Below are 14,280 nucleotides of genomic sequence, written 5' to 3'. Positions count from 1 at the left end.
CTAGTGCTTGACCGCGCCTTCTGTAAGGGCGCGTACGAAGTATCGTTGCAGGACGAGGAACAGCACCACGACGGGCACGCTCATCATGAAGCTGGCGGCCATCAGGCCTGGAAAGTCCGTCGTGTTTTCCGAGAAGAAGCGCTGGATACCGACCGGCAGCGTCAGCTGTTCGTTCTTGGAGAGGAAGGTGTAGGCGTAGATGTACTCGTTCCACGCGCCGATAAAGGAATAGATCGCCGTTGCGATGATCCCCGGCGTCGAGAGCGGCATCACGATCAGGATAAAGGCCTGGAACCGCGTTGCCCCGTCGATGCGCGCCGCCTGTTCGAGTTGCACCGGAATGTTGTCGTAGAAGCCCTTGAGCAGCCAGATCGCCAGCGGCAAGCCGAATGTGAGGTAGGTGAGGATGAGCGATCCGTGCGTGTTCACCAGCCCGAGCATGCGCATCAGGATGAAGAGCGGCACCAGAAAGATCACCGCCGGAAACATGTTGCGCAGCAGCACGGTGAAGAACAGGAAGTTCCGGCCGGGGAAACGGAAGCGCGAAAACGCGTAGGCCGCAGGGACAGCCACGATCACCGAAAGGATTGTCGTGGCGGTCGACACGAAAAGGCTGTTCCAGAAGAAGCGGAGGAAGTCCTGGCCGACGCTGTTCTGCGGATCGAGCAGCTTCTGGTAGCTGGCGAGGGTCGGCTGGTCAGGCCACCACTGCGGCGGGAATTGCATCGCGGCGAAGCCGGACTTGATCGAGGTGATCAGCATCCAGGCCATCGGCAACGCGGTGTAAAGCAGCATGAACACGAGGAAGATGCGCCCGCCCCACCGCCATCCGTCTATGCGCATGCGGCGACGGGTCTGGCCTCGAGGAGGAGTCTCGGCAATCGTGCTCATGCGCTCCCGTCCTTCCGGTCGTTGCCGCTTAGCGCGCGGACGTAGAAGTAGCCCAGCGTCATCAGCATGAGGAACAGCAGCACCGAATAGGCCGATGCCACCCCCCAGCGCTGCCGGCCGAAGGCGAGCTCATAGATGTGGGTGATCCAGATATGCGATGCGTTCGACGGCCCGCCGCCGGTCATGATCCAGGGAATGATGAAGGAGTTGAAGTTGGCGACTGCCAGCAGCAAGATCGTCACTGTCGAGACATTGCTCAAATGCGGGAAGGTGACGTGCCAGAAGCGCTGCCACGCATTGGCCCCGTCGACTTTGGCGGCGCGCAGCAACTGGTCGGGAACCGTCTGCAGTCCCGCCATCATCATGATCATGGCAAACGGAAATTCGCGCCAGATGTTGACGACGATCAGGGAGGGCAGCACCGTTGAGACGCTGTCGATGAAATTCGGCGGCCGGTCGGTCAATCCGAGGCCGACCAGCACAGCGCCGATGATGCCGAAATCCGAATGGTAGATCCACTTCCAGATATAGGAGGCGGCGACCGCACTGATGACCCAGGGAATGATCAGGATGGCGCGCAGGACACCACGGCCGAAAAAGTCGCGGTGGAGCGCCAGCGCGGAGGCAAACCCCAGGACAAAGGAGATCAAGGTGGATCCCACCGTCCAGATCAGGGTGTTCCAGGTGACCTTCCAGAACACCGCGCTGGTGAGGATGGCCGTGTAGTTGTCGAAGCCGATGAAGGTCTTGTCGCGGAGCTGCAGGCCGGGCGGCGTACTGAAGAACGACAGCTCGATCGTGTAGTAGATCGGATAGGCGATCACGACGAGCATAATGGCGATCGCGGGGAGCACATACGCGTAGTCAGCGCGATGCTCCCAGATATTCCGCAGCACGCCGGACCTACCGGGTTGCAGTCTTCGGCGAGCCTCGGTCTTGCCGGTCACGATCGTCACTGTGGCGTGCCCTTGTTCTTCGGAACGAACCGGCCGCACCATCGGCGCAGCCGGTCAGATCGTGGTCCGGTTCGGACTAGAGTCCGCCCATCAGGTCTTTTACCTTCTGGGCCGCGTCGTCCGCTGCCTGATCGACGGTCATCGCTCCGGTCAGGGCATTCTGCAGCATGTCCGGGATGATGATGTTCATGATCTCGGGAGACTGCGGCAGCGCTGGGAACGGGATGCCGTAAGGCAGCATCGAGGTCGTGACATCAAGGAACTTGATGTTGTCCAGACGTTCCTTCATCCACTTGGTCTTGAAGCCGTTGAGGTTGCCCGGGTTCGAGCCGGCGTAGGCCATTTTCAGCGACCATTCAGGGCTCGTCCACATGCAGATGATGGCCTTCGCAGCCGGCTCGTCCACCTTGCCGCCCTCGACATATTCGGGCTTGAGGATGTGAATGTTCGAGCCGCCGAAGACGACGGCGCGTTTGCCGTCGGGCCCGGTCGGAATCAGCCCGTAGCGCATGTTGTCGATGACGGTCTGCGCCTTGTCCTTGTCGGTGCCCGTTGCCTTCTTCTGCAGGTCGAGCATGACGTTGTAGTCGGACGGGTGCGAGATCATCATGCCAAGCTGGCCAGCCAGGAACAGCGGCTGGTTATCGGCCTGCTGGTTGGTGAGTGCCGAAACCGGAACCGACTTGTCCCGAACATACATGTCGTAGGATGCCTGCAGCGCCGCCTTGCTTTGCGGGCTGTTGAGTTCGATCTCCTTGTAGGTCGGGTTTGCCGAGGCTTCGTCGAAGACGCCGCCGCCATAGGCCCACAGCTGCGGCATGAAACGGTACGGCGTATTGCCGGCATTCTTGCGAGCCACGAGGCCGTAACCGGCAATGCCGAGCTTGTCGTGGATCTGCTTGGAATATTTGACGACGTCGTCCCAGGTTGCCGGAGCCTTGTCCGGGTCGAGGCCCGCGCGCTTGAAGATGTCGGCATTCCAGATGAACGCCATCGTCTCGTTGTTGGTCGGAATGCCGTAGCTCACCCCGTCCCAGGTCACCGCTTTCAAGGCGCCGGGCCAGAAGTCCTCGGTCGAATACCCCACGTCCTCGGGCTTCAGCGGCTGCAGATAACCCTTTGAGGCGAACTCGGTACCACCCAGGATTTGCAGGCGCACCGCCATCGGCGCGGCATTGCCCAGGAGCGCCGTGCGGAACTTGTCGAGAAGGTCGTTGTAGGTGAGCGCCTGTTCCTCGAGCTGGATGTTCGGATAGGTCTTGCGGAAGGTCTCGAAGAACTCCTTGTAATACTGGCGCAGGAGATCGGGGTCGCCCTCGAACACGCCCTGATACCAGAAAGTCAGTCGCCCCTTGTAGTCGAGAGGGGTGACCTTGCCGCAATCGGCGGCCGTGTCGAAATCCTGCGTGCCCGCAATGGAGCGCACATATTCCGGCGACCACTTGCTCAAGTCCACCGGCGCCGCACCCAGCGCCGATGCGGACATCAACGATACCATCAAAGCAGTGGAGACAGTGCCGCGCAGGACGGCACCGCCGAGTGAAATCCTCGTCATAGGGTATCCTCCAGGTTTCTCTCCCACGCCGCTCTGCGTCGAGGCGAGCGGTCCTGCTCGTCGGTGGCGAATGTACCATTCGATGTATCCCTTCGAGCGCTTCATACGTTTTCAGATCGTGGATTGTCTGTCAACGCGCCAAATCGTACATTGTTTATGGAAACCGTGCGTGATATCGATTAAAGCGTGTATTGATTGGGGGCAGCCTTGGCCAAAGCAAGCGATTTCAAAGCAGAGCCACCCGAAGGGATCGACCCTATCGGAGCCTCCAGCGAGGGCGCCTCGCTTTATCAACTGATCAGGGAAGACATCATCGAGGGGCGGCTCGCTGCCAACGAACGGCTTGTGGTCACCGATCTCGCCCGGCGTCACGGTACCTCGACCAACCCCGTGCGCGAGGCTCTGCAGCTTCTGCGCGGCGAGGGCTTCGTCACCTTTGTTGCCAACCGTGGGGCGCGCGTCCGGCCTATAGACCAGGATTTTGTCCGGGATATCTACGAGATCGGAGTCCTGATCGAGCCAGCGCTGACGCGATGGTTTGTGAATATGGCTACCGTCGAGGACATTGCCGAACTCGAACGTATCCAAGGCCTGATTGAAGAGAACAACTTTGCCGACACGTTCAGGCACAGCGAGCTGGATACCGCCTTTCACACCGTGATGTACCAAAGGCACTACAACCGGCATGCCGCCGAGCTTTGGTGGAAGCATCGCGAAGTGCTGCGGGCTGTGAGCCGGCGTTTCAATTTCACGCTCGCCCGGCGTGCCGCGATCCTTCGCGAGCACCGCGAGCTCATCGCGCATGTAAAAGCGGGAAATGCCGACGAGGCAGCCGAATTGATTGCGCGCCATGTCGAAGGCTCTGGCCGGCATGTCCTCGAACACATGCGCGCACGCAGCGCCGCTCGGGCAGGATAGAATATCCGGTCCGGTACGCCGTTATCCCGATCCACTTCGCATAAGGCAGTTGAGATGAAAATCACGAGCGTTCGGCCGTGGCTGATCAAGTCCGGTGCTTCTTATTGGGGAGAGTTCCTGTTCGTCGAAGTGACGACCGACGAGGGGGTGAGCGGCTGGGGAGAGATCACCACCACCACAAGGCTCGCCAACCGCGCGCTCTGCACGATCCTGCGGCAGATCGGTGCCGCCGTGACAGGCGAGGACCCGGCGCGTATCGAGTACCTGTGGCACAAGATATTCCGCAGCTTCACCTATATGGGCAGTCGCGGCGCCGCCGTCGAATGCGTGAGCGCCATCGACATAGCTCTCTGGGACATCCGCGGCAAAGTCCTTGGCAAGCCGATCTACGAGCTGCTGGGCGGACCGGTACGCGATGAGGTCGCGCTCTATACCCATCCTGATCAACGCAAGTTTACCAGCAAGGAGGCTGTGGTTCGCGAAATTCGAGACATCGTCGAGTCCGGACACACGGGGCTGAAGTTCGATCCTTTCCCGCATCAGGGCCGCACCGCCGATGGGCAATCGCGCGAGCAGCGGGACGGCTACCTCGATGGCAGCATGACCCGCAAGGACGAGCGCGAAGCAGCCGAACTCACGGCTTTGATCCGCGAAACGGCGGGGCCCGATGTCGACATTCTCATCGATGCGCATGGTCGCTTCGACGTTCCCACCGCCATTCGCCTCTGTCGGAGCCTCGAGGAAGCCGGCCAGATCGACTGGTTCGAGGAGCCTTGTCCACCCGAGAGCCTCAACGCCCTCAAACAGGTGCGCGAGAAAGTCAGCGCCCCTATCTCGTGGGGCGAGCGCGGTCACACGAAGTGGGATTTCGTGCCGGTGCTCGAGAACAAGCTCGCGGATTACATCATGCCGGACGTGACCTGGACCGGCGGCATCACCGAGCTCAAGAAGATTTCCGCCCTCTGCGAAGCCTACTACATCCCGGTGTCGCCGCATGACGCGGCGGGACCGATCAACGTGGTTGCGGGAGCGCAGGTGATGATGACCGTTCCCAACTTCTACAAGCTCGAGACGTCGGAGTGGAACCTTGGCAAATACGATCACCTCATCGACAGACCCCTCGACGTGTCAAACGGCAACCTCAAGCTGACGTCGAAACCCGGTCTGGGTGTTGAGATGAACCGCGAGTACCTGCAGGCCCACGAGATTGAGCTGGGCTAGCAATGCTCTGCCCCGGCGCAGCGTGCAGGCCGGCCAAGCGCAGCCAACCAGAACGAGGACAGATCATGCCAAAGACGGATAGCGCCGGCGAGGCGCTCAATCGCGTGAACACGAACTCCAAACCGAGCGATTTGCGCATCACCGACCTGCGCGTCGCCGAGATCGTCGGCGCGCCGTTCACCTCGGCGCTTGTCAAGATCTACACCAACCAGGGCATTGTCGGCCTGGGCGAGGTGCGCGACGGCGCCAGCGCGACCTATGCGCTGATGCTCAAGAGCCGGTTGCTGGGCGAGAATCCCTGTGACGTCGACAGGCTGTTCCGGCGCGTCAAGCAATTTGGCGGCCATGGGCGGCAAGGTGGCGGTGTCTCGGCAATCGAGATCGCGCTGTGGGACCTCGCCGGCAAGGCCTATGGCGTGCCGATCTACCAGATGCTTGGCGGACGGTTCCGCGACAAGGTGCGGGTCTATTGCGACACCGATGCGGACAAGCCCAGTGGCACCGAGACCGGCAAGCGGCTCAAGGCGCGGATGGATCTCGGCTTCACCTTCCTCAAGATGGACCTCGGGCTGGCGCAGATCTCGCACATACCGGGCGCGGTGGTGGCGCCGGCCGGCGTGCTGGACGGTTTCCGCAGCCATGCCGCCCGTGGTCCGGCGCGCACGCTGGACGAGCGGCGGGCGCGCAATGCCGCCTATGATGCGCAGAACGTGCCGCATCCCTTCACCGGTCTCCACTTCACCGAAAAGGGCATCGACCTGCTCGATCAATATATCCACGAAGTCCGCGAGGTGATCGGCTACGAGGTTCCGCTCGCCATCGACCATGTCGGCCACATCTCGCTGCAGGATGGCATTCGTCTCGCCCGGCGGATCGAGAAATACGCACCGGCCTGGCTCGAGGATGTGATCCCCTGGCAGTACACCGAACAGTATCGGCAGTTGCAGCAGGCTACGTCGGTGCCGATCTGCACAGGCGAGGACATTTACCTCAGGCAAGCATTCGAGCCGCTGCTCAACGCGGGCATCTCGGTCATCCACCCGGATTTGCTCACCACCGGAGGCATTCTCGAGACCAAGAAGATCGGCGACGCGGCGCAGGAGCATGGGGTTGCCATGGCCATTCACATGGCCGAAAGCCCGATCGCCGCGATGGCCGCCGCGCATGTCGCGGTGGCCACGGAAAACTTCATGGCGCTCGAATATCACAGCGTCGAAGTTGACTGGTGGGACGACATCGTCACCGGTCTGCCCAAGCCCCTGGTCAAGGACGGCTTCATCACCGTCCCCGACAAGCCGGGCCTGGGCATCGACGACGTCGTCGACGAAGTGATCAGCCAGCATTTGCAGCCCGGTGCCACGGGGATATGGCGATCCACCGAGCATTGGGACAATGAATATAGCTGGGACCGGACCTGGAGTTAGCCCAGACTCCCTGCGCTCATTCCTCACAGGGCCAACGACCGACCATTCGTGTCGACCTCTCCCTAGGGAGAGGCAAAGAAAGAAACGGACGAAACCATGATCTATGAATTGCGTATCTATGACTGCCTGCCGGGCAGGCTGCCGGCTTTGCTCAAGCGCTTTTCCGAGCAAACGCTGGCCATCTGGGAGGGGCACGGCATCCGCCAGGCCGGGTTCTTCACCACGGTGGTCGGCGAAAACAGCAATCGACTGACCTATTTCGTCGCCTGGGAATCCCTTGCCGAGCGCGAAGTGAAATGGAAGGCCTTCACCACCGATCCGGCATGGCTCAAGGTCCGCGACGAGTCCGAGCGCGACGGCCCGATCGTGGCCAATATTTCCAGCCAGTTTCTCGCGCCAACCGCCTTCTCGTCGGTGAAATAGAGGACATCATGAAAATCACCGATCTCCGGTGCGCCGTCATCGGCAAGCACCCCATCGTGCGCATCGTCACTGACGAAGGTCTCTATGGCCTCGGCGAGGTCGAGTACACCAAGCCTTATCTGAAACCCTGGGTCCTGCATTTTCGCGAGGCACTGATCGGCGAGGACCCGACGGATGTCGAACGCTGCATGCTGAAGATCCGCCAGCGGGGCTCGTTCAAGCCCTATGGCGCCGCCGTCAGCGCCATCGAGCACGCGCTGTGGGACATCGCCGGCAAGGCCGCTGGCGTTCCGGTCTACAAGCTGCTCGGCGGCAAGGTCCGCGACCAGGTGCGGGTCTATAACGGCTCGATCCGCAAGAAGCGCACCGGCGACAAGCCCGAGGACTACGCGGCCGACGTCAAATGGATGATGGAGCGGCCGGAAAACTTCTTCATGGTCAAGCAAGGCATCAGCTTTCACTCCAACATGAAGACATCAGTGCCCGACTTCCATTATGGCGTACGCCAGCCGCCGACCTATCACGGCGCGATGGACCAGGGGCAGATCAGCGAGCGCGGCATGGCGCATATGATCGACTGCGTCATCGCCATGAAGGAGGTGCTCGGCGACAAGGTTTCGCTGGCCCTTGATTGCGGTCCCGGCTGGTTCCTGCCCGACGCTATCCGCTTTGCGCAGGCCGTCGAGAAATACAATCTGATGTGGCTGGAGGACATGCTGACCGGCGATTACGTGCCATGGGTCAATCCGCAGGCCTACCGCGAACTCACGACATCGACGTCCACACCCATCCATACAGGCGAGCAGATCTATCTGCGGCACAACTTCAAGGAACTGATCGAAACCCAGGCGGTCCGCGTCATCGGCCCGGACCCCGCCGACATCGGCGGCATCGCCGAGCTCAAATGGGTGGCCGAACACGCCTATATGCATTCGATCATGATGGCGCCGCACGGCACGGCCAACGGCCTGCTCGGCCTCGGCGCGCTGATCAATGTCTGCGCCACGCTGCCGGCCAACTACATCGCCTTCGAATATCCCAGCGCCTCGGACCCGTGGTGGGAGGACATCGTCATCGGCCTGCCAAAGCAGATCGTGAAGGATTCGATGGTCGACCTGCTCGAAGCACCGGGGCTGGGCCTCGACATCGATGCAGCGGGAGCGAAAAAATATCTCGCGGAAGAGGACGCCGGTTTCTTCGACTAGCGTGTGCGGCCATGGGCGGCCGACGGTTCTAACCCGTCAGGGAGCGCCGTTTCGCGCTCTTGCCAATTATAAAAGCCAACCGCCACCCTATTCGAAATAGCATTGGAAATAATTATTCGGTTTTCGCGCGAAGTATCTTTAAACCCGTTGGCGCTATGCCTACGTCATTTGGTGTAGTGTCTATCAAGGCAACACCGATGTGAGATAACTCACGGCCACGCCGCCCCCACTGGGGACTCGGGACGCGCGGTCATTTTTCCACACAATGAGCAGCCCAAACGTTCGACACGCCCTTGGTGCGTCGGGCGCGCCGGTGCGCAATCTCCCCGCTTCATCAATCAACACCAACTGAGTGGCCCTCGGGTGAACGAACCCGTGCGCCCTATAGGAGAGAAGAGATGGAAGCCCTGCAATATCTCGACCCGATCGAATGGACGGCAATCGAGGTAGCCGTAACAGTCGTCGTGCTGGCAATCCTGTTCTGGTGGAGCGGCGTGGTCCGCTACATTCCAAACGACAGGCTCGGCATTCTGGAAAAGCTATGGAGTTTTCGCGGTTCCATCAGCAATGGCTTCATCGCGCTCAACCGTGAGGCGGGCTACCAGCCGGAAGTCGTGCGCGGTGGCCTGCATTTCTTCATGCCGTTCCAATATTTGATGCATCGCGCCAATCTTGTCACCATCCCGCAGGGTCAGATCGGCTATGTCTTTGCCCGTGATGGCAAACCGCTGCCTCCGACGCAAACACTTGCTAGCAACACCGACGCCGATGATTTCCAGGATGTGCGCGGCTTTCTCGAAAAAGGCGGACAGAAAGGACCGCAACGCAAGATCTTGCGTGAAGGCACCTATGCCATCAATCTCGCACAATTCATCGTGCTGACCGCCCAGTCGATCTATGCCGTCAATCTGAGTTCGTCGGAACAAAGCCTTTTTTCCAACATGTCCAGCATGATCTCGGAGCGGGGCGGTTTTGAGCCGGTCGTCATCCACAATGCCGATGACATGATCGGCGTCGTCACCATCCATGACGGTCCGGCCCTGCCGGACGGCGAGATCATCGCGCCGACCGTCGCCAACGATCCGAACGACCCGAACTTCCACAACAATTTTCAGGACCCGGAGAAGTTTCTCAATGCCGGTGGCTACCGTGGCCGGCAGTTGCAGGTGCTGGCCGACGGCAGCTACTTCCTCAATCGCATTTTCGCGACCGTCGAACTGGTCGAGAAGACGATCATCGACGTTGGCACGGTGGGTGTCGTCGTCTCCTATAACGGCCGCCACGGCACGGATATATCCGGGCAGGCATACCGTCACGGCGAGTTGGTCGAAATCGGTGCACGCGGTGTCTGGTCAACGCCGCTGCTGCCAGGCAAGTATGCGTTCAATACCTATGCCGGCAAAATCATCACCGTGCCGACCACCAACTTCGTGCTCAAATGGACGAAGGAGCAGTTTGGCGAACACAGGCTGGACGAGAACCTGTCTGAAGTATCGTTGATCACCAAGGATGCGTTCGAGCCTGTGCTGCCGCTCTCCGTCGTCGTGCATATCGACTATATGAAGGCGCCGCTCGTGGTGCAGCGTTTCGGTGACATCAAGCGGCTGGTCGAACAAACGCTCGACCCGATGGTTTCTGCCTACTTCAAGAATATCGCCCAGACAAAGACGCTGATCCAGCTTTTGCAGGAGCGCAGCGATATCCAGCGCAAATCGGGCGAGGAGATGCGCGAAAAATTCAATACCTACAGCCTCGAGCTGCAGGAAGTGCTGATTGGTACGCCCCGTGCTGCCAATGGCCAGAACAGCATAGAGCAGATCCTGATCCAGCTGCGCGAGCGCCAGATCGCAGTCGAAAAGGTCGAGACCTATAAATTGCAGGAGAAGGCGGCCATTCAGGAACGCACCTTGCGTGAGAAGGAGGCGCTCGCCGAACAGCAAGCCAAGATCACGACGTCGGCACTTACCATCGAGATCAGTGAGAACGAGGGCAAGGCGCAACTCGCCCGCACCCGCCAGGAGGCGGAAACCATTCAGGTCACTGCCAAGGCAGAGGCCGAGAAGGTGCGCCTCGGCGGCCAGGGCGAGGCCGACATGATCAAGGCTGTCGCGCTTGCCGATGCCGAGCGCATCAAGGCGACCGGTTTTGCGGAAGCCGAGAAGGTGCGCGCTCTCGGTCTGGCGGAGGCCGAGGCCACCGAGAAGAAGGTCGCGGCCTTCGGTGGCCCGGACTATCAGCTCAACTCGCAGGTTCTCATGCGCTTCGCCGAGGCGATCGAGAATGGCAGGTTACCGCTCGTGCCGCAGATCCAGATCGGCGCCACCGGTGGCGAGAGGGGGGCCGCCAATGGCCTTGTCGAGATGATGCTTTCGATGCTCGTTGCCGACCGGGTTGGACAGCGGAACCTGCCGGATACGACCCCGGCACCCGTTGAGGAGGAATCCGTTGAGCAGGATTGATTGAAAATGGGCCGGTTTGTACCGGCCCATTTTTTTGCGCCCTGCCGAAAGATACCGCGATGTGGTTTCCAAGGGATGCTCGAGGGCAAGGCGCCTGCCCAAATGGGTGGCATAAAGCATCAAACTAGCAAGCAAGCCGGTCTGCCTGCTATCAGACGGGCGGCGGCGCCGTTCGATCCTGGCGGCGCTGCTGTCGGGCATCGACAGCAGGATTTCGAAAGGCTTCCGGTCGCTTTGCGGCCGGGAAAGCGATAGATTCGCGATTGGCAACTGAACGTCAGGCGACGTCCAGCAGAAGCAGTGGGAGGAAGAATTGAAGGGTTTCATCTCAAGTCTCGCCGCAGGCGTCATGGCGCTGGCGATTTTGGGCTGCGCGAGTGCGTTGGCGGCCGACAAGGTCACCGTTGCGGTTACCGCGATCGTCGAGCATCCGTCGCTGGACGCTGCGCGCGCCGGCGTCAAGAAGGCCCTAGAGGATGCCGGCTACAAGGAAGGCGACAATCTGACCTTCGAGTTCGAGTCGGCGCAGGGACAGCCGGCCACCGCCGCGCAGATCGCGCAGAAATTCGCCGGCGAGAAGCCGAACGTCATCGTCGCCATCGCTACGCCGTCGGCGCAGGCTGTGGTGTCGGCGACGCAGGACATCCCCGTGGTCTTCACCGCGGTGACCGATCCGGTCTCGGCGCAGATCGTCACCGACCGCGATCATCCCGGCGGCAACGTCACCGGCATTTCCGACTTCTCGCCGCTTGAGCAGCAGCTCGACCTGATCCGGGAATTCCTGCCGTCCGCCGCCAAGATCGGCGTGCCCTTCAATCCGGCGGAATCGAACAGCATCGCGTTGCTTGCGGCGCTGAAGGAACTGGGCAAGGCCAAGGGTTTTGAGATCGTCGAGGCGCCGGCGTCCAAGTCGGCCGATGTCGCCGGTGCGGCGCAGAACCTGGTCGGCAAGGTCGATGTCATCTATCTTCCGACCGACAACACGATCATCTCGGCGCTGGAGACGATCCTGGCCGTCGGCGCCGAGAACAAACTGCCGGTGTTCTCGGCCGAGAACGACACCGTCAAGCGCGGGGCGATCGCGTCCGTCGGCTTCGACTACTACCAGGTCGGCCTCGAGACTGGCGCGATCGTGGTGCGTGTGCTGAAGGGCGAGAAGCCGGGCGACATTGCGGTGCGCAACGCCACCGGCACCGACCTGATGGTCAACGCCAAGGCAGCCGAGGCCATGGGCGTGACGATCCCGAAAAGCGTGCGCGACCGCGCCAAGCAGGTCATCGAATAGGACAACCGCGCGGGCGCGAAAGCGCCCTGCAGCACAGAAGGATCAGGCGTGGCGCGCAAGCGCCTCGCCTGATCTGTTAGGACCAACGGAGCGGTTCATGAACCTGATTTCCCTGATCGGCGCTGTCGAGATCGGGCTTGTCTTCGCGCTCGTGGCACTCGGCGTCTACATTTCGTTTCGCGTCCTCGACTTTCCCGACCTGACGGTCGACGGCTCGTTTCCGCTGGGTGCTGCCGTCGCCGCGGCGATGATCTCGGGCGGCATCAATCCCATCACCGGCACGCTTGCGGCGATCGTCGCCGGCTGCCTTGCGGGCATCGTCACCGCCTGGCTGAACATCCGCTTCGGCATCTTGCACTTGCTCGCCGGCATTCTCACCATGACCGCGCTGTTTTCGGTCAATCTGCGCATCATGGGTAGGCCCAACATTCCGCTGATGAACCAGCCGACGGTCATCGACCTGTTTGCGTGGTTGCGGCCGCTGGTCGAGGCTTCCGGACTGCCAGGACGGCCGACGCTCAAGGTGCTGGCGCTGCTGATCATCGTCAGTGTTGTCGGCGCGTTGCTTGCCCGCTTCCTGACCTCGGAATTCGGCCTGGCGATGCGCGCCACCGGCGCCAATCCGCGCATGGCGCAGGCGCAAGGCATTCCAACCGAGATGCACACCTATATCGGCGTCGCAATGGCCAATGGGCTGGTGGCGCTGGCGGGCGCGCTGTTTGCGCAGACCGCCGGCTTTGCCGATGTCACCGTCGGCACCGGCACGGCGATCGCCGGCCTTGCCGCCGTGATCCTGGGCGAAACGATATTCCGGACGAAGTCGATCGTGATTGCGATCTTCTCCTGCGTCTTCGGCGCCATCGCCTATCGCATCGCCATTGCGCTGGCGCTGAACACCGGCTGGCTCGGCCTGCAGTCCTCCGACCTCAATCTGGTCACCGCGGTTCTGGTGGCGATGGCGCTGATCCTGCCCAAGGTCGCCAATCCGATGCGCAGTCTCCTGGAAAGGAGCGCGACATGATCAGCCTCAGCGACGTTCACGTCACCTTCGGCCGCGGCACGCCGCTCGAGCATCGCGCGCTGCGTGGCCTCGACCTCACCATCCCCGAAGGCGAGTTCGTCACCGTCATCGGCTCGAACGGCGCCGGCAAGTCGACGCTGCTCAATGTACTCAGCGGCACGGCAAGGCCGGAGCGAGGCTCGATCATCGTCGATGGCACGGACGTCACCCGCTGGTCGGCACCGAAGCGGGCGAAGCTGATCGCACGCGTGTTCCAGGATCCGATGGCCGGCACATGCGAGCGGCTGTCGATCGAAGAAAACATGGCGCTCGCCTTTTCGCGCGGCAGCGTGCGGAGCTTCGGCCGCGCGCTCGATGCCTCCCGCCGCGCGCTGTTTCGCGAAAAACTGTCGATGCTGGGTCTCGGCCTGGAGAATCGGCTCGGCGATTCCATGGGCCTGTTGTCAGGCGGCCAGCGCCAGGCGGTCAGTTTGCTGATGTCGACGCTGACGGGCATGAAGATATTGCTGCTGGACGAACACACCGCCGCACTCGACCCGCGTACGGCGGCCTTCGTTCTGGAACTCACACGCAGGATTGTCGAGGAGCAGAGACTGACGGCGCTGATGGTGACGCATTCGATGCGCGATGCGCTCGACCACGGCACCCGCACCGTCATGCTGCATGAAGGCACCATCGTCTTCGATATTGCCGGTGACCAGCGCAAAAGCCTCGACGTTCCCGATATGCTGAACCTGTTCCGGCAGGCGAGAGGGGACGAACTCTCCGACGACAATCTGCTGCTCGGAATGGGAGCGAAGCAGGCAGCAGCGATAAGGGTGGGCAAGACGGCGTCGAGTTGATCTCAACGTCTCTGTGAACAATGCCTCCGGTCAGGCTTCCGCACGTCGACATCCTCCGGCAGGAGCCGGGGCGGGAGGAG

The 14,280-nt window shown here is 61.4% G+C and carries 12 protein-coding genes; 9 read left to right on the top strand and 3 right to left on the bottom strand.

Annotation, left to right across the window (positions count from 1 at the left end; translation table 11 throughout):
- From AC1DXM_RS03220 to AC1DXM_RS03210, 3 genes are all read right to left on the bottom strand, one after another.
- Positions 1–891 carry a carbohydrate ABC transporter permease gene (locus tag AC1DXM_RS03220; protein WP_477231724.1) on the bottom strand — a complete coding sequence of 297 codons (891 nt, stop codon included), beginning with the start codon at positions 889–891 and terminating at the stop codon, positions 1–3.
- Positions 888–1,847 (bottom strand): carbohydrate ABC transporter permease, encoded by a 960-nt coding sequence (locus tag AC1DXM_RS03215; protein WP_477231723.1) that lies wholly within the window; start codon positions 1,845–1,847, stop codon positions 888–890. Before AC1DXM_RS03215 ends, AC1DXM_RS03220 begins: the two co-directional genes overlap by 4 nt.
- Before the next feature lie 76 nt (positions 1,848–1,923).
- Positions 1,924–3,402, bottom strand: coding sequence for an ABC transporter substrate-binding protein (locus tag AC1DXM_RS03210; protein WP_477231722.1), 1,479 nt, complete (start codon positions 3,400–3,402; stop codon positions 1,924–1,926).
- A gap of 207 nt (positions 3,403–3,609) precedes the next feature.
- Between AC1DXM_RS03210 and AC1DXM_RS03205 the strand changes: the two genes are divergently transcribed.
- The 9 genes from AC1DXM_RS03205 to AC1DXM_RS03165 all read left to right on the top strand — a co-directional run bounded on the left by AC1DXM_RS03205 (position 3,610) and on the right by AC1DXM_RS03165 (position 14,200).
- Entirely contained in the window at positions 3,610–4,320 is a 711-nt protein-coding gene (locus AC1DXM_RS03205) for a GntR family transcriptional regulator (protein ID WP_477231721.1), read from the top strand.
- A gap of 54 nt (positions 4,321–4,374) precedes the next feature.
- Positions 4,375–5,541 carry a mandelate racemase/muconate lactonizing enzyme family protein gene (locus tag AC1DXM_RS03200; protein WP_477231720.1) on the top strand — a complete coding sequence of 389 codons (1,167 nt, stop codon included), beginning with the start codon at positions 4,375–4,377 and terminating at the stop codon, positions 5,539–5,541.
- 65 nt (positions 5,542–5,606) lie between these two features.
- On the top strand, positions 5,607–6,965 hold the full coding sequence (locus AC1DXM_RS03195; protein WP_477231719.1) for a mandelate racemase/muconate lactonizing enzyme family protein: 1,359 nt from the start codon (positions 5,607–5,609) through the stop codon (positions 6,963–6,965).
- 96 nt (positions 6,966–7,061) lie between these two features.
- Positions 7,062–7,388 (top strand): NIPSNAP family protein, encoded by a 327-nt coding sequence (locus AC1DXM_RS03190; RefSeq protein ID WP_477231718.1) that lies wholly within the window; start codon positions 7,062–7,064, stop codon positions 7,386–7,388.
- An 8-nt stretch (positions 7,389–7,396) separates the two neighbouring features.
- Positions 7,397–8,593 (top strand): mandelate racemase/muconate lactonizing enzyme family protein, encoded by a 1,197-nt coding sequence (locus tag AC1DXM_RS03185; RefSeq protein ID WP_477231717.1) that lies wholly within the window; start codon positions 7,397–7,399, stop codon positions 8,591–8,593.
- Positions 8,594–8,991: 398 nt separating this feature from the next.
- Positions 8,992–11,052 carry an SPFH domain-containing protein gene (locus tag AC1DXM_RS03180; protein WP_477231716.1) on the top strand — a complete coding sequence of 687 codons (2,061 nt, stop codon included), beginning with the start codon at positions 8,992–8,994 and terminating at the stop codon, positions 11,050–11,052.
- 349 nt (positions 11,053–11,401) lie between these two features.
- On the top strand, positions 11,402–12,337 hold the full coding sequence (locus tag AC1DXM_RS03175; protein ID WP_477231964.1) for an ABC transporter substrate-binding protein: 936 nt from the start codon (positions 11,402–11,404) through the stop codon (positions 12,335–12,337).
- A 97-nt stretch (positions 12,338–12,434) separates the two neighbouring features.
- Positions 12,435–13,358 carry an ABC transporter permease gene (locus AC1DXM_RS03170; protein ID WP_477231715.1) on the top strand — a complete coding sequence of 308 codons (924 nt, stop codon included), beginning with the start codon at positions 12,435–12,437 and terminating at the stop codon, positions 13,356–13,358.
- On the top strand, positions 13,355–14,200 hold the full coding sequence (locus AC1DXM_RS03165; protein WP_477231714.1) for an ABC transporter ATP-binding protein: 846 nt from the start codon (positions 13,355–13,357) through the stop codon (positions 14,198–14,200). The genes AC1DXM_RS03170 and AC1DXM_RS03165 overlap by 4 nt, the downstream gene beginning before the upstream one ends.
- Positions 14,201–14,280 lie beyond the last annotated feature (80 nt).

It is taken from the genome of Mesorhizobium sp. P3_A2, assembly GCF_056403115.1.
Note: the sequence above shows the minus strand (reverse complement) of the source record. Positions and strands in the feature narration are given on the sequence as shown.